The sequence below is a fragment of the Agromyces sp. NPDC055661 genome, assembly GCF_053618135.1.
Genome location: NZ_JBSHHC010000002.1, coordinates 1,151,964 through 1,169,264, shown reverse-complemented (window position 1 = coordinate 1,169,264; position 17,301 = coordinate 1,151,964). Strand labels below are relative to the sequence as shown.

The following is a 17,301-nucleotide window of genomic DNA, read 5'->3' as shown; positions in this document are numbered from 1 at the left end:
TCGACGCTACGCGTGGCACGTTTCGATGACGGACGAACCTTGGCGGTCGTACCGTGGAGTCCATGGACGGAGACGCCGACCTCGCCACCCCGGCCCGACTCATGGGAGAGCCGGCACGAGCCGCGATGCTCGTCGCGCTCCTCGACGGCCGGTCGCTTCCCGCGAGCGAGCTCGCGGCGATCGCGGGCGTGAAGGCGCCGACCGCGAGCGCCCACCTCGCGCAGCTCGTCGCGGGCGGGCTCGTGACCGACCGACGGCTCGGCCGGCACCGGTACTTCACGCTCGCGGGTCCCGAGGTCGCCGACGCGGTCGAGGCGCTGCAGCGCATCGCGCCCAGGCAGACCGTGCGGTCGTACCGGCAGTCCGCCGCAGCTGAGCGCCTCGCCGAGGCGCGCTCCTGCTATGACCACCTCGCCGGCCGCACCGCGCTGCGCCTCGCCGATGCGCTCGTGGCCGAAGGCTCCCTGTCGCCGCTCGAAGCCGGGGAGACGGGACGGATCCTCGACGTCGACGGTGCACTCGCGGCGACCCTGCACCTGCGCGCCGTCGACCCCGACGGGCGCCGGCCGGCGGTGCGCGGATGCCTCGACTGGACCGAGCGGCGGCCGCACATCGCCGGGCGACTCGGCGCCCACCTCCTCGACACCCTGCTCGCCGAGGGGTGGGTGTCGCGAGTGGCCGGCGACCGCTCGCTGCGCATCACCGACGAGGGGCGCGCGGCGCTCGTCGCTCTGCGCTGACGGGTCAGATCGCGATCGTGCCGCGCCGGTGCACCGGCGCGCCGTGCACCTCGCGGTGCAGGCGCTCCATGCGGGAGTCGAGCTCGGCGGCGGTGTGCGCGGCATCCGTCAACCCGTCGAGGAGCTCCTGCGGCACCTGCCGGTCGTACTTGTAGTAGATCTTGTGCTCGAGGCTGGCCCAGAAGTCCATCGCGATGGTGCGGATCTGCACCTCGACGGCGACCGGGTGGGCGCCCGTGGAGAGGAACACGGGCACCTCGACGATGAGGTGCAGGCTCTGGTAGCCGTTCTCCTTCGGCTCGGCGATGTAGTCCTTCACCTTGAGGACGCGGATGTCGGGCTGCTCGGTGAGGAGCTCGGCGAGCCGGTAGGCATCGGACACGAAGCTGCACGTGACGCGCACGCCCGCGATGTCGGTGACGGTGTCGCGGATCGTGTCGAAGGTCGGCTCGATGCCCTTGCGCTGCATCTTCGCGATGACGCTGTCGAGGCTCTTCAGCCGGCTCGAGATGTGCTCGATCGGGTTGTAGTCGTGGTTCTGGCTGAACTCCTCGCGCAGGATCGAGAGCTTCGTGATCACCTCGTCCATGCCGAACTTGTAGCGGAGCATGAAGCGCTCGGTCTCGTCGCGCAGGGCGCGCATCTCGTCGAGCGTGCGACCGTCGATCGCCTCGAGCGTGCGCTGCGCCCGTGGCGTCAGCAGGTGGGGAGCGTCGGGATGCCGTTGGGAGGGGATGCCGTCGAGCGGGGTCACGTGCTCGACGCTACGGGCCGAACCTCGGGATTCCCTTTGACCGGGCAATGAGCCGCGGCCGCGTCCCGGACCGCGACCGTGCCGTCGACCGCGCCGGGCACCCGAGCGGGTCGTAGGCTCGGGGCATGGCCACCTGGACCACCGTCGCGCACGGCATCCACCAGCGGCGCGGCGGCCCCTTCGACCTCTCCGTGGTGGTCGTCGAGGGCGATGACGGCCTCCTCGTCGTGGACTCCGGCGCCGACCCGGTCGAGGGCGCCGAGATCCTGGCCGACGTCACGGCCCGGTTCGCGCGGCCCGTCGTCGCGCTCGTGAACACGCACGCCCACTTCGACCACACGTTCGGCAACCAGGTATTCGGCCCGGGCTCGGCGACGGATGCCGCGATCCACGGCCATGCGGCGATCGCGCGGCACTTCGAGCGCTACGAGGGTCCCCGGGTCGCGTCGTGGCGCGAGGACCACGCCCTCGAGCCCGATCGGCGATGGGAGGACCTGCGCCTCGTGCCGCCGACGCATCCGATCGCGACCGCGACGACGCTCGACCTCGGCGGCCGCCTCGTGGTGCTGCGGCCGCAGTCGCCGGCGCACACCGACACCGACCTCGTGCTGCTCCTGCCCGAGGAGCGGGTCTGGGTCGTCGGCGACCTGATCGAGCAGTCGGGGCCGCCGGTGTACGGCTCGGGCTGCTACCCACTCGACTGGCCCGGCGTGCTCGATGCGCTCGGCGACGAGCTCGAGGTCGGCGACCTCGTCGTCCCCGGGCACGGCAGCGTGGTGCGCCGCGAGTTCGTCGCACGTCAGGCCGATGAACTCCGAGTGATCGCGAACCGGTTCGTCGACGCGCACGACGCGGGACTCGGCGCCGCCGAGGCGCTGGCCGCCCACGCCGAGTGGCCCGTGCCGGTCGAGGGGCTCGTCGGCGCGATCGAGCGCGCGTACGCGGCCCTCGACGGGCTGCCGCTCGACGACGAGCCCGCCGGCGACGCCTGACCCCGCCGACGCCGAGTCGTCGGCCTCGCTCGCGGATGTCGGCCGCGGCTGGGAGGATTCGGGCATGACGGATGCCGCAACGCCCTCGGTCCTCCAGCTCCGCGTCGTCGTGGAGGCCGTCGACTACGACCAGGCGGTCGCGTTCTTCCGCGACACCCTCGGCCTGCCCGAGTACCTCGCCTTCGCCGAGGGCGGCGACGAGCGCGTCGTCATCCTCGACGCGGGCCGCGCCACGCTCGAGATCGCGAACCCCGTGCACAAGCAGGCGATCGACCGCATCGAGGCGGGCGGCGCCGAGAGCCCGCACATCCGGCTCGCGTTCGAGGTCACCGACACCGAGGGCGCCACGCGCCGGCTCGAGGCCGCAGGCGGCCGGGTCGTCGCCGAGCCGATCGTCACGCCGTGGCAGTCGCTGAACTCGCGGCTCGACGCGCCGGCCGGGGTCCAGGTCACGCTGTTCCAGGAGCTGCTCCACTCGGGCGAACGCGCGGTGCTCGACGGGTTCTCGACCGACGCCGAGCGCAGCGGCGACGACGCGACGCCGGGCGACTGACCCCGCTCGCCCGAGGGGCCGGCCGTCAGCCGACGGGGCCGACGTAGCTCCAGCGCCCGCCCTCGCGCACGAACGCGCTCGCCTCGTGCTGCTCGCCGCGCTGCCCGTCGTGGCGGTAGTGGGCCGTGAACTCGACGATCCCGTCGCGGTCGAGCGGTCCACCACGCTCGCGTCGCTCGACGTCGAGGCGGAACCAGCGCATCGCCGGGTCGAGCTCGAGTTCGCCGGGCCGGGTCGATGGATGCCACGTCGCGAGCAGGTAGGCGGCATCGCCGACGACGAAGGCCGAGTAGCGCGATCGCATGAGCTGCTCGGCCGTCGGGGCATCCGCCGCACCGCCCAGGAATCGGCCGCAGCACGCGCCGAACACCTCGCCGCTGTGGCAGGGGCAGCGATCGGTCGACGACGGCGCAGGGAAGGCGGCCGGGGCGTCGGACATTGCCCCAGTATGCCCGGGCCGCAAACCATGCATGGACATGGAGTGCACAGGCAAAAGTGAGGAACTGCTCAGTTTCGTGGTGCAGGGTAGGGGACTTGTGCCGTGCTCGGTGGCACGCCCCTGACGATTCCTCCGACGACTTCCTGTTCCGAGCATCTCTGAATCTATGCGAAACGACACCTCCAACACGCACGCCCAGACCGACACGAACTCCGTTCCCACCGACACCGCAGCCACCTCGCGTCGCGACCTCCGCCGCCGCCGCACCGGCCGCAAGCGCCTCATCGTCGCGGGCGCCATCGCCGCAGCCGGCCTCCTCGTCGGCACCGGCTTCTCGGTGCAGAGCGCCGTGGCCACGCAGGAGCGGATCAACGCCACGCAGGCGCTCAACGCGACCAGCGGCTTCCGCCACGAGCAGCTCGGCGCCTACGCCGGCGTCGCGGCCGCCAAGGCCATCGACAACGCGAAGGACACCATCACCGCCGCGAACGAGACGCTCGCCGCCGCGGACGGCAAGGCCGACGCCTCGGGCCTCGCTGCCTCGGTGGCGTCGCTCAGCGACTACAAGAAGATCTCGACCGAGAAGGTCCTCGACCTCACGAAGGTCACCCGCGCCGAGGCGGCGAAGACCACCGCCGCCATCGCCGCGTACGACCAGGCGCAGGCCGAGGCCGCCGCCGCGGCCGCCGCGGCCGCCGCGCAGGCGCTCGCCAACGCGAACACCGCCGACGGCGCGCGCGCGTACGCCGCCGACTTCGCCGCTTCGCAGTACGGCTGGGGCGGCGACCAGTTCCAGTGCCTCGACAACCTCTGGCAGAAGGAGTCGGGCTGGAACTACCAGGCCTACAACGCATCGAGCGGCGCGACGGGCATCCCGCAGTCGCTGCCCGGCAGCAAGATGGCGACCGCCGGCGACGACTGGGAGACCAGCGCCGCCACGCAGATCCGGTGGGGCCTCGGCTACATCAGCGGCGCGTACGGCACGCCGTGCAGCGCGTGGTCGCACTCCCAGTCGATGAACTGGTACTGATCCGACGAACGACGGAATCGTGAGCGGGCCGGGGTCGTGGACCCCGGCCCGCTTCGTCGTCAGTCGACGGTGACGAGCGGCGTCATCGAAGCGAGCTCGGGGCCGAGGCCGAGGTCGACGAGCTCGATCCGGCCGGCGTAGCCGGCGGCGGGCTCCCGCAGCAGGCCGGCCTTGATCGCACCGAACGTGACCGTGACGTCGGCGCGGAGCACCGTCGGGTCGGGCACGCTGCCGTCGTCGGGCTGGATGCCGCTCGGCAGGTCCACCGCGACCACCCGGACGCCGCGCGGTTCGATCGCACGGCTCGCCGCGACGACGAGTTCACGCGCACGACCGCGCAGCGCAGGGGACGCACTCGTGCCGGTGCCGAGGATCCCGTCGACGATGACGGCGGCGTCATCGAACACGGCGGCGATCGTGTCGTCATCGGTGCCCGTCGGCTCGAGGACGCGGACGCCGGCATCCCGCGCGGCCTGCGCGCCCTCGACGTGCATCCGCTCCGACGTCGGGATCGCGGTCACGGCCACGCCCGCCGCGGCGAGCTCCGCGCCGGCCCACAGCGCGTCGCCGCCGTTGTCGCCCGAGCCCACGAGGAGCACGACCGGACCGTCGGGCGCACCGAGCTCCGCCAGTTCGCGGCGCAGCCTCGCCGCGAGGGCCGCCGCCGCACGCCGCATCAGTGGCTCGCCGGCCGCGAGGTGCGGCGCCTCCGCGGCGCGGACCTGGGCCGCGGAGTAGCCGGCGACCACGATCAGGCCGTCCGGGGATCGAGCAGGGCGCGTCGATCGGGGTGCCGGTCGAACCACTCGCCGACGTACCAGCAGCTCGGCACGATTCGGCGGTCGGACGTCGCCTCGACGTCGTCGACGGCGAAGGCCACGAGCTCGCCCGCGAGTCCGCTGCCCCGGTAGGGCGGATTGGTGAAGGCACGTGTGAACGCGACCGAATCGCCGAGCACCCGGTAGTCGAGCACGCTCGCGATGTCGCCGTCGAGGCGCAGCACGTAGCGTCGGGCGTCGGGTTCGTGGCTCAGTTCCTTCTGCACCGCTTCAGGCTACGCCCGGATCGCGGTCCCTCGGCAGGCGCCCGCCCGCACGGCGCGCCGGGGCAGCGGGTGCGGGCGACGGGCCGTACTCGCGCCGTCAGCGTCCGCGGAGCCGGTCGAGATCGCGGCGCTCGCGCTTGGTGGGGCGCCCCGCACCGCGTTCGCGCACGGGCACGGTCGGCACGGCCTCCCGGGGCGGTCGGGCCGGCGTGCGGTCTTCGACGGCCGTGGCGGCGACGGTCGCCGAGACGCGCTTCACCAGGGTCTGGCGCACCACCAGCATCCGGTCGAACCCGTCGACCCGCACCCGCACCTCGTCGCCCGGCCGCACCGGCTGGGCCGCCTTGGCGCGCTCGCCGTTGACCCGCACGTGCCCGGCCCGGCACGCGGCCGTCGCGGCCGAGCGCGTCTTGAACTGCCGCACCGCCCAGAGCCAGGCGTCGATGCGCACGGGGTCCACGCGCACGGGGTTCGTGCGCACGGGGGAGTCGGACATGCAGCCAGCCTACGGCCGCGCGAACGACCACCAGATGAGCAGCATGGTCACGAGGAAGCCGACCGCGTAATTGAGCGCGATGAACCGCCGCCAGCCGCGGTTCGCCGTGCCCGACTCCGCGTCGCTCACCGAGCGGTAGGGCCACGCCGTCACGACGTACGGCAGCACGAGCAGCGCCGCGAGCGGGCCCGGCCAGGATGTGGCGAGCATCAGCACGCCCGCCGAGATCCAGAGCCCGAGCGCGATCCGCACGGTGGCGCGCGCCCCGAACGCGGTCGCGATCGACGCGATGCCCGCCTCCCGGTCGGGCACGACGTCCTGCACGGCGCCGAATGCATGGCTCGCCATGCCCCAGCAGAAGAACGCCGCGACGACGGCGACCAGCTGCGGCGTCGGCACGGCGCCCGCCACCGCGAGGCCGTAGACCGCGGGGCTCACGAAGTGCGTGCTCGACGTGATCGAGTCGAGCACCGGCACCTCCTTGAACCGCAGCCCGGGCACCGAGTAGGCGAACACGGCGAACAGGCTCACCGCGAGCACGGCCCACGACCACGGATGCCCCGTGCCGCCGAGCCACAGCATCGCGATGACGAGCGGGACCGCCGTGACGATGCCCGTCCAGACGACGGCGCGGTGCAGGCGCGGTTCGAGGAGGGCGCCCTCCGACCCGCCCTTGCGCGGATTCCGCAGGTCGGACTCGTAGTCGAACACGTCGTTCACGCCGTACATGAGCAGGTTGTACGGGATGAGGAAGAACAGGGTGCCCACGACGAGCAGCGCGTCGACCGATCCCGTCGTGAGCAGGTACGCGGCGGCGAACGGGAACGCGGTGTTGATCCAGCTGATCGGCCGCGACGACAGCACGACCTGGCCGATCACGTGACGGAGTCCCGGGCGCACGACGTCAGTCTTCATCACGACCGCCCCTCGCCCGGCGCCGCCGCGCGAGCGTCCAGATCGCCGGCACCAGCAGCACCGTGACGATCGGGTACGCGAAGTCCTCGATCGGCGCCAGTCCGATGGTCGGCCCGAGGCGGGTCCCCTCGACGTAGCCGAACAGGCCCGCGGCGATCATGAGCGAGTCGAAGACGCCGCTCAGCACGAGCACGAGCGCGCCCGCGAACCCGATGGCGAGCCAGCGCCGGCGCCGTGCAGCCGGCGGAAGCCGTCGGGCCGCCGCGAGCGACAGCACGACCGCGACGGCGAGGAACGGCAGGCAGATCAGCGAGTAGGTCACGACGGCCTCCCACCAGAGCGTGCGGCCGCGTTCGTCTCGGTGGGCCGCGTCGCGGCATCCGTTTGACTCGGTCGCGTCGCGGCATCCGTCACCGCATCGGATGCCGCGTCGCCACCCTGCGCCCCTGATCGCCGTTCGAGCATCCGCTCGACGCCGAGCACCGCGACGAGCGAGAGGTAGCAGAGGAACACGAGGAACACGGGCTCCTCGAGCGGCAGCTCGGGCGCCAGCAGCACGCCGGTGGCCCAGAGCGAGTCGCCGCGGAAGAACACGCCGAAGCCGATGCCTGCGAGGTCCCAGGCGAGGAGCACGAGCGTGCCCGCGCCGACCGCGAGCGCCGAGGCGGCCGGCGCACGCCGGAACGCGAGTCGCCAGCGGACGTCGATCAGGGCCATCGCGGCGATGGAGGCAAGGAGCGCGCCGAGGTAGGTGAAGCCGGTCATCCGCGGTTCCGGTGGAGCGGGCGGGCGTCGAGTGCGGCGGTGTCCAGCGCGGCGACGTCGAGCAGGTCGGGCACGCCGGCCGGTGGGGTCGGGCGGGCCGCGGGGGGTTCGGACAGCGGCCCGCTCGACCGGTCGCCGCGCACGCGCTTCAGCACGTTCTCGGCCCCGATGAGGCACATCGGCAGCCCGATCCCGGGCACGCTCGATCCGCCCGCGTAGTACAGGCCGCGCACGCGGCGGGAGCGGTTCGATCCGCGCAGGAACGCGCTCTGCCGCAGCGTGTGCGCCGGTCCGAGGGCGCCGCCGCGCCAGGAGTGGAGGTCCTCGGCGAAGTCCGCAGGCCCGACCGTGCGGCGCACGACGATGCGCTGCGCGAGGTCGGCGGTGCCGGTCGCCGAGGCGATGCGGGCGACGGCGCGGTCGGTCGCGTCCTCGACGAGCCGGTCGCCGGCGCCGTCCTCGCCGCCGCGACCGATCGACACGTCGGCAGGGACCGGGACGAGGATGAACAGGTTCGTGTCGCCGGCCGGTGCGACGGTCGGGTCCGTGGCGCTCGGCATGCAGGCGTAGAACGACGCCGGATCGGGGATGCCCGGGTCGTCGCCGAAGATGCGGTCGAAGTTCGCGTTCCAGTCCTCGGTGAAGAACAGCGTGTGGTGGGCGAGCCCGGGAACGTGCCCGCGCACGCCGAGCATCGCGAGGACCGCACCGGGACCCGAGGTCCGTCGTTCCCACCACGATTCGGGATACGTCTGCGCGTGCCGGGGGAGCAGCTCGGTCTCGGTGTGGTGCAGGTCGGCGGCCGACACGACCCGGTCGGCTGCGGCGCGATGCAGCGACCCGGTGGCGTCGACGTAGCGCACGCCCGTGACCGTGGGCGTCGCATCGCCCGTCACCTCGATGGCCTCGACTCGTGCCTCCGTCACCAGCTCGACGCCCGCGGCCGCGGCGATCCCGGCGATCCGGGCCATGAGGTGACCGAACCCGCCCTGCGGGTAGAACACGCCCTCCTCGAGGTCCATGTGGCTCATGAGGTGGTACATCGCGGGCGTGGTCGAGGGAGACGACCCGAGGAACACCGCGGGATATCCGAGCACCTGGCGGAGCCGGCGGTCGCGCACCGCGCGCGCGGCGAACCGGTCGAGCGGCGTGGTGAGCAGGCGCGCCAGCCGGCCGGCCCGCCCGAGCACCTCCGGCGCGAGGAACGCACGGGGGTCGTCGAAGTTCGTGTAGAGGAAGCGCCGCACCGCCACGTCGTAGGTCGAGGCGGCCGAGTCGAGGTAGCGTTCGAGCGCCGCGCCGGCGCCCGGCTCGACCGAGTCGAACAGCGCGACGTTCTCGTCGCGCGTCGCGCGCACGTCGAGCGGCGCGTCGTACCCGTCGGCGTACACGCGGTAGCCGGGGTCGAGTCGCACGAGGTCGAGCTCCAGCGCTGCACTCGTGCCGAACATGCGGAAGAAGTGGTCGAAGACGTCGGGCATCAGGTACCACGACGGACCCGTGTCGAACCGGAAGCCCCGCCGCTCCCACGTGCCGGCGCGCCCGCCCAGCTCGCGCCGGGCCTCGAGCAGCGTGACGTGATGCCCGTCGCGGGCGAGCAGCGCCGCCGACGCCAGCCCGGCGATGCCGCCGCCGACGACCACGATGCGCTCGGATGCCGCGGTCATCGCCCGATCCCGCCGGGAGCGATGGCCGACCGCACCGCGATCGCGAGCTTCTCGGGATCGGGCACGCGGATGCGCGTGGCGATGAGCTGTTCGGCCGGCGTCTCGCGGCAGCGCTCGGCCAGCCGGGAGAAGAGGCCGTGCGCCGCGGCCACCGCCGCGCGGGCCCGGCGCGGCAGCTCCCGGATCGTGCGGCCCGACATCTCGAGGTCGCGGTCGATGTCCGCGAGGATGTCCGCCTTGTCGGACTCGGTGAACGCGTCGGGGTCGACCCACGGGAAGTAGTTGCGGCCGAGCTCCTGCCAGTCGACCGCGAGGTCGCGCAGGAAGTTGATCTTCTGGAACGCGGCGCCGAGGTGCGCGGCGCCCTCCTCGAGGCGCGCCCGGCGCCCGGCATCCGGCGGCTCCTCCATCAGGAACACCGCGAGGCACATGAGCCCGACCACCTCGGCCGAGCCGTGGATGTACGGCCCGACCTCCTCGGCGCGGATCGGCGACGGGTCGAGGTCGCGGCGCATCGACGCGAAGAACGGACGGGTGAGCTGCTCGCCGATGCCGGCGTCGCGGGCGGTGAGGGCGAACGCGTGCACCACGAGATTCGCGGAATAGCCGCGGCGCATCGCCGTCTCGGTCTCGGACTCGAGCTCGTCGAGCACGTCGAGGAGCTCGCCGTCGTCGAGGCCGGCCGCCCGGGCGGTGCCGTCGACGACCTCGTCGGCCACGCGCACGAGCGCGTAGATCGAGCGGATCCGGCGGCGCGCATTCGGGTCGAGCAGACGGGCCGCCGCGCCGAACGACGTGGAGTACCGTCCGATGACCACTGCCGCGCTCGCCTCGGCCGCGTGGTCGTAGCGGTCGAGCGGCGTGGCCTCGCGGCTCATCGCGCACGCTCCGCGGCTCGCTGCGCGAGCTCGCCCAGCTCGGCGCGCAACGCGGCCGGCAGGTCCTCGGCGTCCAGCTCGTACCGCGCGAGCGTCACGTACTCGTCGGCCAGCCGGCGCGCGGCCTCGAGGGCGCCGCAGCCGCGGAGCGCCTCGCGCAGCACGTCGGCGCCGGCGTCGTCGAGGTCGGGGTCGCCGAGGCGCGAGGCGATGGCGGGCCAGGCGTCGGTGGTCGCCGCGTGCGCGGTGAGCGCCGTCTGCTTGCCCTCGCGCAGGTCGGACGCCGTGGACTTGCCGGTCACCGCCGGATCGCCGAACACGCCGAGGATGTCGTCGGTGATCTGGAAGGCGACGCCGACCAGGCGCCCGTACCGGGCGAGCGCGCCGACCGCGGCGTCGTCGGCGCCCGCAAGCACGGCCCCGGCCGTGAGCGGGCACTCGAACGAGTACACCGCCGTCTTCTGCTCGAGGGTCGCCACCACGCGCGCCACCTCGGGCGGGTGGTGCGAGCCGGCCTGCACCACGTCGGCGAGCTCGCCGGCCGCCGACACGAACACGGCCCGGTCGAGGATGTCGAGGAGGGCTGCCCGGCGGCCCGGGTCCACTGGCAGCGTGGCGATCTCGCGGTGCGCGCGGCTGAGCGCGAGGTCGCCCGCCAGCACCGCGGCGGTCTCGCCCCACACCTCGCTGACGCGGTCGTCGGCCCCCTGCGCGCGAGCCCGCCCCGCGAACCGCGCCGCGATGTTCGGCGCGCCCCGCCGCACGGTGTCGCGGTCGATGACGTCGTCGTGGATGAGGAAGGCCGTGTGCAGCAGCTCGAACGCGAGCGCGACCCGTGTCGCGACCGGCCGGTCGTCACCGCCGAACCCCCGGTAGGCGGCGTACACGAGCTTCGGCCGGATCTGCTTGCCGCCCGAGCTCTGCTGCTCGAGCGACTCCCAGAGCGCCGCGTAGTGCTGGCCGTACTCGCCGGCGCGCTCGCGGGCGTCGGCGAAGAACGTGCGGAGCTCCTCGTCGACCGAGGGGGAGAGCAGGTCGGTCACCGGAACAGCTCCAGCTCCCGCGCCTGCAGCACGAGCCACGGGCTGAACGCCCACGGCGCGGACTCGACGGCGCGCACGAGGTCGTGCGGCGGAATCCACGCGAACTCGGCGACCTCGCGCGGGTTCGGATCGGGCTCGTCGTTCGTGGTCGCGACGTACACGGGGCACACCTCGTTCTCGACGATGCCGTTCGCGTCGGTGGCGCGGTAGCGGAACAGGGGGAGCGCGAGCTCCACGTCGCCGAGGTCGATGCCGAGCTCGTAGTCGGCGCGTCGGCGCACGGCGGCGGCGAGCGACTCGGCCGGCTTCGGGTGTCCGCAGAACGAGTTGGTCCAGACGCCGGGCCAGGCCTGCTTCGTGAGCGCGCGGCGCGTGACGAGCACCTCGCCGAGCGCGTTCACGACGTGGCACGAGAAGGCGAGGTGCAGGGCGGTGTCCGGGCCGTGGGCGGCGCTCTTGAGCGCACGCCCGATGGGGCTGCCCGCCTCGTCGAGGAGCACGACCTCGTCGTCGATCGCTTCGATCGTCTGTGACTGTGACATGGCCCCTCCAGCATGGCGACGAATAATTCACTAACTAGGTTAGTGATTTGACGATAGCATCGCTGTATGCCGAAGGGAACAACCGAAAGTCGGAGTGACGACCACTACTGGTACGGTCGCGTCGACGAGTCGGCCCTCGAGGTGCTCGAGGCGGTCCGCCGCCACCGCGCCGCCGAGGCGCTCATGCGCCGGCGCATGCGCGAGGACATGGACATGGGCGACACCGACCTCGCCGCGCTGCGGTGGCTCATCCGCGAGGAGCGCGACGGCCGCCCGGCCACGAGCGCCGGACTCGCGCGCGCCCTCGGCATCACCACGGCCGCGACCGTGAAGGTCGTCGCGCGGCTCAGCGAGGGCGGCTACATCGAGCGCACGCGGCATCCGTCGGACCGGCGGGTGCTGCTGCTCGGCACGCTGCCCGGCGCCCATGAGCGCGTGCGCAAGGCGCTCGGCCCGATGCACGAGCGGATGATGCGGCTCGCATCGTCATTCGACCACGTCGAGCGCGAGGTGATCGTCCGCTTCCTCGACGGCCTGGTCGAGGTCGTCGAGACCGCGCCGAGCACCGATCCGGCATGACCCGGGATTGCGGTCGATGATCGCGCCGGCGGGGGAGTACGTCATGCTGGAGCAATGCACAGAGGGAGCGGCGACACCTGGGTCGAGGGCCCCGACGGCGCGAGGTACTGGGGGCGCTTCGGCGCCGCGGGCCTCCTCGTCGTGAGCCCGCGGTCCGAGGTGCTGCTGCAGCACCGCGCCGCGTGGAGCCACTTCGGCGGCACGTGGGGCGTGCCCGGCGGTGCGCGCCACGAGGGGGAGAGCGCCGTGGACGCCGCCGTGCGCGAGGCGGGCGAGGAGGCGGGCGTCCCCGCCGACGCCCTGCACGTGCGCTTCACCTCGGTGCTCGACCTCGGCTACTGGTCGTATACCACGGTCGTCGCCGATGCCGCCGACCGCTTCACGCCCGTCGTGAGCGACCCCGAGAGCATCGAGCTGCGCTGGGTGCCGATCGCCGACGTCGACGACCTCCCGTTGCACCCGCGCTTCGCCGAGGCCTGGCCGGGCCTGCGCGAGCGGCTCTGAATCCGTCCGCGCGCCTTTTGCCGAAGCTTCAGGCGGTGCGCTCGCCCGCGGCGGCCTGCGGGCGCGGGAACCACGGCACGATCGCCGACGTCCGCGCCCGGTAGGCGTCGTACTCGGGGTACTTCGCGCGCGAGATCGACTCGGTGAAGATCGTCGAGCCGACGAACAGCAGCGTGAGCAGCACCGCGCCCGCGATCGTCCAGTGCAGCCAGACGCCCGTGGCCGCCACCGCGAACCCGTAGAAGACCCACCACTGCGCCTGCTCGAAGAAGAAGTTCGGATGCCGCGAGTACCTGAACATCCCCGTCTGCAGGAACCCGGGCTCGGGCGTGCGCCCGGCCGCGCGCTCGGCCGCCTTCCACCGGTGGAACGCCCACTGCTGCTGGTCGGCGACCGTCTCGCCTGCGAGGAGGCCGAGGAACGCGACCGCGAGCACGACGTCCCACACGCCGAGCGGCGTGCCGGCGGCCTCGTAGGCGGTGAACGCCGGCAGGCAGAACAGCAGGATGAGCGCGTTCTGGTAGATCGCGATGAAGAACAGGTTGAACAGCTGGTACTGCCACGGCGCCATCCGCCCGCGCAGCACCGCCCAGCGGTAGTCCTCGCCGCCGGGCCGGTAGCCGCCCTTCCGCCCGTAGTTGAACGTCAGCCGGATGCCCCAGAGCGTCACCAGCGCGGCCATGAGCACGAGCCGGGCGTCGAAGCCGCTCCATGCCGCGAACACCCACACGTACGCCACCGGCACGATCGACCAGATGCGGTCGACCCAGGAGTACTCGCGCGTCGCCACCGAGGCGATCCAGGTCGCGGCGGTGACCGCCGCGCAGATGACGAGACACACGCCGAGGGGACCCATGGCCGCATTCTAGGGCTCGATAGGATCGCAACGTGGCCGGGGACAGCGCGGGGGCGGTGGGGACCAGGATCTGGACGATCCCCAACGTGCTGAGCATGCTCCGGCTCGCGCTCGTGCCGGTCTTCCTCGTGTTCATCGTGATCGGCGACTACGTGTCGGCGCTCGTCGTGCTCATCGTCGCGAGCCTGACCGACCTCCTCGACGGCTACCTCGCTCGCAGGCTCGGGCAGATCACCCGGCTCGGCCAGCTCCTCGACCCCGCCGCCGACCGCCTCTACATCTTCGCGGCGCTGGTGGGGCTCGCCGCGAACAGCCTCGTCCCGTGGTGGATCGTCGTGGTCATCGTGGCCCGCGACGTGTTCCTCCTCATCCTCGGGATCGTCCTCGCCAACCACGGCTACGGACCGCTGCCCGTGCACCAGCTCGGCAAGGTCGCGACCTTCGCGCTCTTCTTCGGGCTGCCCGTCATCATGCTCGGCCTCGCCTTCCCGTCGGTCGAGCCGGTGAGCGAGCCCGTGGGCTGGGCGATCACCCTGTGGGGCGCGTTCCTCTACTGGTGGGCGGGCATCATCTACGCGATCGAGACGGCGCGGGTCATCCGCCTGCCGCTTGCGGCGGACGAGTCCCGATCGGATACGCTGGAACAAGGAGGTTAGCCGTGGCGGATACCGACAACATTCAGGCTGGCGGAACCGGCGAGGCCGACGGCGTCGCCCCCGACACCTCGTCGAACAGCATCGTCGGCGACAACACGGCCGACACGACGATCGGCTTCAGTCGTGAGGCTGCGGCGCAGCTCTCGGCCGTCGACACCGACATCTCGGCCGAGGAGCAGGAGGCCATCGCCGCCCTGCCGTCGGGGTCCGCGCTGCTCATCGTGCGCCGCGGCCCCAACACGGGTGCGCGGTTCCTGCTCGACACCGACGTCACGACCGTGGGCCGTCATCCCGACGCCGACATCTTCCTCGACGACGTGACCGTGTCGCGTCGTCACGCGGAGTTCCTCCGCCACCGCACCGCGTTCGAGGTGAAGGACCTGTCGTCACTGAACGGCACCTACTTCGACGGCGTGCGCATCGACACCGCGCTCCTCAGCGACGGCGCCGAGGTGCAGATCGGCAAGTACCGGCTCACCTTCTACGCCTCCCGACGCGACCTGGCGCCGCTGGCGAGCGGCTAGTGCCGGGCACCGCCGCGTCCGCGAGCGCGAGCGGCCAGGGTCGGCTCCACGGCATCGGCCAGGTCCTCGCGCTGCTGCAGCCCGAGTTCCCCGAGCTGACGCCGTCGAAGCTGCGGTTCCTCGAAGAGCAGGGCCTCGTCTCGCCGGCGCGCACGGCCGCCGGGTACCGCAAGTTCTCCGACGCCGACGTCGAGCGCATCACCGTCGTGCTGTCGATGCAGCGCGACCACTACCTGCCGCTCAAGGTCATCCGCGCGCACCTCGAGTCCATCGACGCCGGCGAAACGCCGGCGCTGCCGGGCGCCGTCGACGCGTCGTCGTTCCTGGCCGGCGCGCGCCGCTACCGGCGCGCCGAGCTCATCCAGGCCGCGGGCGCGACCCGCGCGCTGCTCGACGAGGCGATCTCGGCGTCGCTGCTGCCGGCAGCTGAGCAGTACGGCGACGACGCGCTCGGCGTGCTGACCGCGCTCGTCGCGCTCCGCGGTGTCGGCATCGAGGCACGCCACCTGCGCGGACTGCGGGCCGCGGCCGAGCGCGAGGCCGCCCTCGTCGAGCGTGCGATCGCGCCGTCCCGGCGGTCGGATCCCGCCGACAAGGCCCGCGCCGCGGAGGCCGCGCTCGAGCTCGCCGGACACCTCGAGACGGTCCGCACGTCGGTCGTCCGCAGCGCGCTCTCGGCCGTCGCGCGCTGATCCGCGACACGCCGTGACGTTCGGCCCGATGTGTTTGGCCGGAACCCCCCGGATGGGTAGCGTGGGAGACGCGCCGCCGGGGTGCGGCGTGAGAGTGAGGGGCGATCGGATGAGTGAGCTCGACCGGAGCGAACGCTACGACCTCGGCCTGCTCTTCACCGACGGGATGCCCGAGCACGACGACGGCACCGGCTACCGCGGAGCGGTCGCCGCCCGCGCGGCCGGCATCAGCTACCGGCAGCTCGACTACTGGGCGCGCACGCAGCTCGTGGAGCCCACGGTGCGCGGTGCTGCCGGCTCCGGATCGCAGCGCCTCTACGGCTTCCGCGACATCCTCGTGCTGAAGCTCGTGAAGCGACTGCTCGACACCGGCATCTCGCTCCAGCAGATCCGCACCGCAGTCACGCAACTCCGCGAGGCGGGCATCGAGGACCTCGCGCAGACGACGCTCATGAGCGATGGCGCGAGCGTCTACCTCTGCACGTCCGACGACGAGGTCATCGATCTGGTCAACCGCGGGCAGGGCGTCTTCGGCATCGCCGTCGGCAAGGTGCTGCGCGAGGTGGAGTCGACGCTCGTCGAGCTCGACACGCAGCCCGCCGACCCCATGGACGAGCTCGCTGTGCGTCGCGGCTCGCGGTCGCGCAAGATCTCCTGACGCGGCATCCGCTCGGCGCCCTGGGGTGCGCTGCTGTCGAGCGCGCGCACGCGATTCAGGTCGACCGATGCCCCGTGACGGGCTTCATGACGTCGCGTGACGTCGATCCCGCGACCGACTTCGGGCGGCCGACGCCCGTCAGATGACGGGCGACTGGAGCTCGAGCGGGGTGCCCGCGTACTCGCCGATGCGCGCCGTGCGCAGCACCCGGTCGAGCAGCTGGTCGAAGTGGCGCGACATCTCCTCGGCGCTCTCGCCAGGCCACATGTGCAGCGGTTTCGCGGCGCCCTGCGCCTGCTGCAGCGACGTGCGCTCGGGCAGCTGCGGCGAGAGCACGAGCGGGCCGAACATGTCGCGCAGCTCCTTGATGCGGAACTGGTGCTCGAGCGACTGCACGCGGGCACGGTTCACGATGATGCCGAGCGGCTGGAGACGAGGGGAGAGGCCGCGGCGGATCTCCTCGATCGCGCGGAGGGCGCGGTCGGCGGCGGCCACCGAGAACAGGCCGGGCTCCGTGACGACGGCCACGCGATCGCTGGCGGCCCAGGCGGTGCGGGTCAGCGCGTTGAGCGACGGGGCGCAGTCGATGAGGACGAGCTCGTAGTCGGCCTCGACGTTGGCGAGCGCCTCCTCGAGCTTCCAGATGTCGCGGATCGACGGGTGCGGCCCGTCGTAGTTGATCGCCGAGGGGCTGCCGATCATCACGTCGATGGTCGAGCTCGGGTTGGACCGGGCCCACCCGCTCGGGGCGATCGCCGAGCGGACGATCTTCTCCTTCGGGGAGGCGAGCACGTCGGCGACGTTGAGGTGACCGGCCATCTGGATGTCCATGCCGGTGGAGACGTCGGACTGCGGATCGAGGTCGACGACCAACGTGCGGACGCCGCGGGCGAAGGCCGCCGACGCCAGTCCGAGGGTCACGGTGGTCTTGCCGACGCCACCCTTGAGGGAGCTGACGGAGAGAACGTGCACG

Annotated in this window: 24 protein-coding genes; 10 read left to right on the top strand and 14 right to left on the bottom strand. The window is 72.7% G+C overall.

The genetic code is table 11. From position 1 onward, the window contains the following. The first annotated feature begins 62 nt into the window (after nt 1-62). Nucleotides 63-740 (top strand): ArsR/SmtB family transcription factor, encoded by a 678-nt coding sequence (locus ACWGO8_RS19000; RefSeq protein ID WP_452044497.1) that lies wholly within the window; start codon nt 63-65, stop codon nt 738-740. Between the two features lie 4 nt (nt 741-744). Here the strand turns inward: ACWGO8_RS19000 and ACWGO8_RS18995 are convergent, their stop codons facing one another. Beyond that, nucleotides 745-1,383 (bottom strand): GTP pyrophosphokinase, encoded by a 639-nt coding sequence (locus ACWGO8_RS18995; protein WP_376955626.1) that lies wholly within the window; start codon nt 1,381-1,383, stop codon nt 745-747. A 236-nt stretch (nt 1,384-1,619) separates the two neighbouring features. Here ACWGO8_RS18995 and ACWGO8_RS18990 point away from each other — a divergent pair, with 236 nt between their 5' ends. Together ACWGO8_RS18990 and ACWGO8_RS18985 are read left to right on the top strand one after the other, a co-directional pair. Next, the gene (locus ACWGO8_RS18990) at nt 1,620-2,486 is read left to right on the top strand and encodes an MBL fold metallo-hydrolase (RefSeq protein WP_452044496.1); all 867 of its coding nucleotides are present in this window, start codon (nt 1,620-1,622) and stop codon (nt 2,484-2,486) included. A gap of 64 nt (nt 2,487-2,550) precedes the next feature. Continuing rightward, a complete protein-coding gene (locus tag ACWGO8_RS18985; RefSeq protein WP_452044495.1) occupies nt 2,551-3,039 on the top strand; it encodes a VOC family protein in 489 nt (162 codons plus the stop codon). A gap of 25 nt (nt 3,040-3,064) precedes the next feature. On the opposite strand, the gene ACWGO8_RS18980 is transcribed toward ACWGO8_RS18985, so the two are convergent. Further along, the gene (locus tag ACWGO8_RS18980) at nt 3,065-3,478 is read right to left on the bottom strand and encodes a YchJ family protein (RefSeq protein WP_452044494.1); all 414 of its coding nucleotides are present in this window, start codon (nt 3,476-3,478) and stop codon (nt 3,065-3,067) included. A 166-nt stretch (nt 3,479-3,644) separates the two neighbouring features. On the opposite strand from ACWGO8_RS18980, the gene ACWGO8_RS18975 reads away from it, so the two are divergent. Then, nucleotides 3,645-4,508, top strand: coding sequence for an aggregation-promoting factor C-terminal-like domain-containing protein (locus tag ACWGO8_RS18975; protein ID WP_452044493.1), 864 nt, complete (start codon nt 3,645-3,647; stop codon nt 4,506-4,508). Between the two features lie 59 nt (nt 4,509-4,567). Here ACWGO8_RS18975 and ACWGO8_RS18970 read toward each other — a convergent pair whose 3' ends face one another. The 10 genes from ACWGO8_RS18970 to idi form a co-directional block, all read right to left on the bottom strand. Continuing rightward, nucleotides 4,568-5,257 carry an NAD(P)H-hydrate epimerase gene (locus ACWGO8_RS18970; protein WP_452044492.1) on the bottom strand — a complete coding sequence of 230 codons (690 nt, stop codon included), beginning with the start codon at nt 5,255-5,257 and terminating at the stop codon, nt 4,568-4,570. Nucleotides 5,258-5,259: 2 nt separating this feature from the next. Continuing rightward, nucleotides 5,260-5,553: a GNAT family N-acetyltransferase gene (locus ACWGO8_RS18965; protein WP_376954439.1), complete on the bottom strand. Its 294-nt coding sequence runs from the start codon at nt 5,551-5,553 to the stop codon at nt 5,260-5,262. A gap of 97 nt (nt 5,554-5,650) precedes the next feature. Further along, nucleotides 5,651-6,049 (bottom strand): RNA-binding S4 domain-containing protein, encoded by a 399-nt coding sequence (locus tag ACWGO8_RS18960; RefSeq protein WP_452044491.1) that lies wholly within the window; start codon nt 6,047-6,049, stop codon nt 5,651-5,653. 9 nt (nt 6,050-6,058) lie between these two features. Further along, on the bottom strand, nt 6,059-6,964 hold the full coding sequence (locus ACWGO8_RS18955) for a prenyltransferase (protein WP_452044490.1): 906 nt from the start codon (nt 6,962-6,964) through the stop codon (nt 6,059-6,061). Beyond that, nucleotides 6,954-7,286, bottom strand: a complete 333-nt coding sequence (locus ACWGO8_RS18950; RefSeq protein ID WP_452044489.1) for a lycopene cyclase domain-containing protein — start codon at nt 7,284-7,286, stop codon at nt 6,954-6,956. Before ACWGO8_RS18950 ends, ACWGO8_RS18955 begins: the two co-directional genes overlap by 11 nt. Next, complete coding sequence (locus tag ACWGO8_RS18945; protein WP_452044488.1) at nt 7,283-7,729, bottom strand: lycopene cyclase domain-containing protein; 447 nt, start codon at nt 7,727-7,729, stop codon at nt 7,283-7,285. The genes ACWGO8_RS18950 and ACWGO8_RS18945 overlap by 4 nt, the downstream gene beginning before the upstream one ends. Next, nucleotides 7,726-9,396 carry a phytoene desaturase family protein gene (gene crtI / locus ACWGO8_RS18940; RefSeq protein WP_452044487.1) on the bottom strand — a complete coding sequence of 557 codons (1,671 nt, stop codon included), beginning with the start codon at nt 9,394-9,396 and terminating at the stop codon, nt 7,726-7,728. Before crtI ends, ACWGO8_RS18945 begins: the two co-directional genes overlap by 4 nt. Next, nucleotides 9,393-10,274, bottom strand: a complete 882-nt coding sequence (locus ACWGO8_RS18935; RefSeq protein WP_452044486.1) for a phytoene/squalene synthase family protein — start codon at nt 10,272-10,274, stop codon at nt 9,393-9,395. The genes crtI and ACWGO8_RS18935 overlap by 4 nt, the downstream gene beginning before the upstream one ends. Continuing rightward, the gene (locus tag ACWGO8_RS18930) at nt 10,271-11,317 is read right to left on the bottom strand and encodes a polyprenyl synthetase family protein (RefSeq protein WP_452044485.1); all 1,047 of its coding nucleotides are present in this window, start codon (nt 11,315-11,317) and stop codon (nt 10,271-10,273) included. The genes ACWGO8_RS18935 and ACWGO8_RS18930 overlap by 4 nt, the downstream gene beginning before the upstream one ends. Then, on the bottom strand, nt 11,314-11,859 hold the full coding sequence (gene idi, locus ACWGO8_RS18925) for an isopentenyl-diphosphate Delta-isomerase (protein ID WP_452044484.1): 546 nt from the start codon (nt 11,857-11,859) through the stop codon (nt 11,314-11,316). The genes ACWGO8_RS18930 and idi overlap by 4 nt, the downstream gene beginning before the upstream one ends. A 66-nt stretch (nt 11,860-11,925) precedes the next feature. Between idi and ACWGO8_RS18920 the strand changes: the two genes are divergently transcribed. Then, nucleotides 11,926-12,438 carry a MarR family winged helix-turn-helix transcriptional regulator gene (locus ACWGO8_RS18920; protein WP_452044483.1) on the top strand — a complete coding sequence of 171 codons (513 nt, stop codon included), beginning with the start codon at nt 11,926-11,928 and terminating at the stop codon, nt 12,436-12,438. A 54-nt stretch (nt 12,439-12,492) separates the two neighbouring features. After that, complete coding sequence (locus ACWGO8_RS18915; RefSeq protein ID WP_376954450.1) at nt 12,493-12,942, top strand: NUDIX hydrolase; 450 nt, start codon at nt 12,493-12,495, stop codon at nt 12,940-12,942. Nucleotides 12,943-12,970: 28 nt separating this feature from the next. Here the strand turns inward: ACWGO8_RS18915 and ACWGO8_RS18910 are convergent, their stop codons facing one another. After that, nucleotides 12,971-13,798, bottom strand: a complete 828-nt coding sequence (locus ACWGO8_RS18910; protein WP_452044482.1) for a DUF1295 domain-containing protein — start codon at nt 13,796-13,798, stop codon at nt 12,971-12,973. 32 nt (nt 13,799-13,830) lie between these two features. On the opposite strand from ACWGO8_RS18910, the gene ACWGO8_RS18905 reads away from it, so the two are divergent. From ACWGO8_RS18905 to ACWGO8_RS18890, 4 genes are all read left to right on the top strand, one after another. Beyond that, nucleotides 13,831-14,454: a CDP-alcohol phosphatidyltransferase family protein gene (locus ACWGO8_RS18905; RefSeq protein WP_452044481.1), complete on the top strand. Its 624-nt coding sequence runs from the start codon at nt 13,831-13,833 to the stop codon at nt 14,452-14,454. An 80-nt stretch (nt 14,455-14,534) separates the two neighbouring features. Then, nucleotides 14,535-14,978, top strand: a complete 444-nt coding sequence (locus ACWGO8_RS18900) for an FHA domain-containing protein (protein WP_376955627.1) — start codon at nt 14,535-14,537, stop codon at nt 14,976-14,978. Then, the gene (gene ftsR / locus ACWGO8_RS18895) at nt 14,978-15,670 is read left to right on the top strand and encodes a transcriptional regulator FtsR (RefSeq protein ID WP_452044480.1); all 693 of its coding nucleotides are present in this window, start codon (nt 14,978-14,980) and stop codon (nt 15,668-15,670) included. Before ACWGO8_RS18900 ends, ftsR begins: the two co-directional genes overlap by 1 nt. A 109-nt stretch (nt 15,671-15,779) precedes the next feature. Beyond that, nucleotides 15,780-16,328, top strand: coding sequence for a MerR family transcriptional regulator (locus tag ACWGO8_RS18890; RefSeq protein WP_452044479.1), 549 nt, complete (start codon nt 15,780-15,782; stop codon nt 16,326-16,328). A 138-nt stretch (nt 16,329-16,466) separates the two neighbouring features. Here ACWGO8_RS18890 and ACWGO8_RS18885 read toward each other — a convergent pair whose 3' ends face one another. Then, on the bottom strand, nt 16,467-17,300 hold the full coding sequence (locus ACWGO8_RS18885) for a ParA family protein (protein ID WP_452044478.1): 834 nt from the start codon (nt 17,298-17,300) through the stop codon (nt 16,467-16,469). Nucleotide 17,301 lies beyond the last annotated feature (1 nt).

Bases quoted from the DNA above. Each gene is read 5' to 3' on its own strand.
- ACWGO8_RS19000 (WP_452044497.1), top strand. From the start codon at position 63: ATGGACGGAGACGCCGACCTCGCCACCCCGGCCCGACTCATGGGAGAG.
- ACWGO8_RS18995 (WP_376955626.1), bottom strand. From the start codon at position 1,383: ATGCGCGCCCTGCGCGACGAGACCGAGCGCTTCATGCTCCGCTACAAG.
- ACWGO8_RS18990 (WP_452044496.1), top strand. From the start codon at position 1,620: ATGGCCACCTGGACCACCGTCGCGCACGGCATCCACCAGCGGCGCGGC.
- ACWGO8_RS18985 (WP_452044495.1), top strand. From the start codon at position 2,551: ATGACGGATGCCGCAACGCCCTCGGTCCTCCAGCTCCGCGTCGTCGTG.
- ACWGO8_RS18980 (WP_452044494.1), bottom strand. From the start codon at position 3,478: ATGTCCGACGCCCCGGCCGCCTTCCCTGCGCCGTCGTCGACCGATCGC.
- ACWGO8_RS18975 (WP_452044493.1), top strand. From the start codon at position 3,645: ATGCGAAACGACACCTCCAACACGCACGCCCAGACCGACACGAACTCC.
- ACWGO8_RS18960 (WP_452044491.1), bottom strand. From the start codon at position 6,049: ATGTCCGACTCCCCCGTGCGCACGAACCCCGTGCGCGTGGACCCCGTG.
- ACWGO8_RS18955 (WP_452044490.1), bottom strand. From the start codon at position 6,964: ATGAAGACTGACGTCGTGCGCCCGGGACTCCGTCACGTGATCGGCCAG.
- ACWGO8_RS18945 (WP_452044488.1), bottom strand. From the start codon at position 7,729: ATGACCGGCTTCACCTACCTCGGCGCGCTCCTTGCCTCCATCGCCGCG.
- crtI (WP_452044487.1), bottom strand. From the start codon at position 9,396: ATGACCGCGGCATCCGAGCGCATCGTGGTCGTCGGCGGCGGCATCGCC.
- ACWGO8_RS18935 (WP_452044486.1), bottom strand. From the start codon at position 10,274: ATGAGCCGCGAGGCCACGCCGCTCGACCGCTACGACCACGCGGCCGAG.
- idi (WP_452044484.1), bottom strand. From the start codon at position 11,859: ATGTCACAGTCACAGACGATCGAAGCGATCGACGACGAGGTCGTGCTC.
- ACWGO8_RS18920 (WP_452044483.1), top strand. From the start codon at position 11,926: ATGCCGAAGGGAACAACCGAAAGTCGGAGTGACGACCACTACTGGTAC.
- ACWGO8_RS18915 (WP_376954450.1), top strand. From the start codon at position 12,493: ATGCACAGAGGGAGCGGCGACACCTGGGTCGAGGGCCCCGACGGCGCG.
- ACWGO8_RS18910 (WP_452044482.1), bottom strand. From the start codon at position 13,798: ATGGGTCCCCTCGGCGTGTGTCTCGTCATCTGCGCGGCGGTCACCGCC.
- ACWGO8_RS18890 (WP_452044479.1), top strand. From the start codon at position 15,780: ATGAGTGAGCTCGACCGGAGCGAACGCTACGACCTCGGCCTGCTCTTC.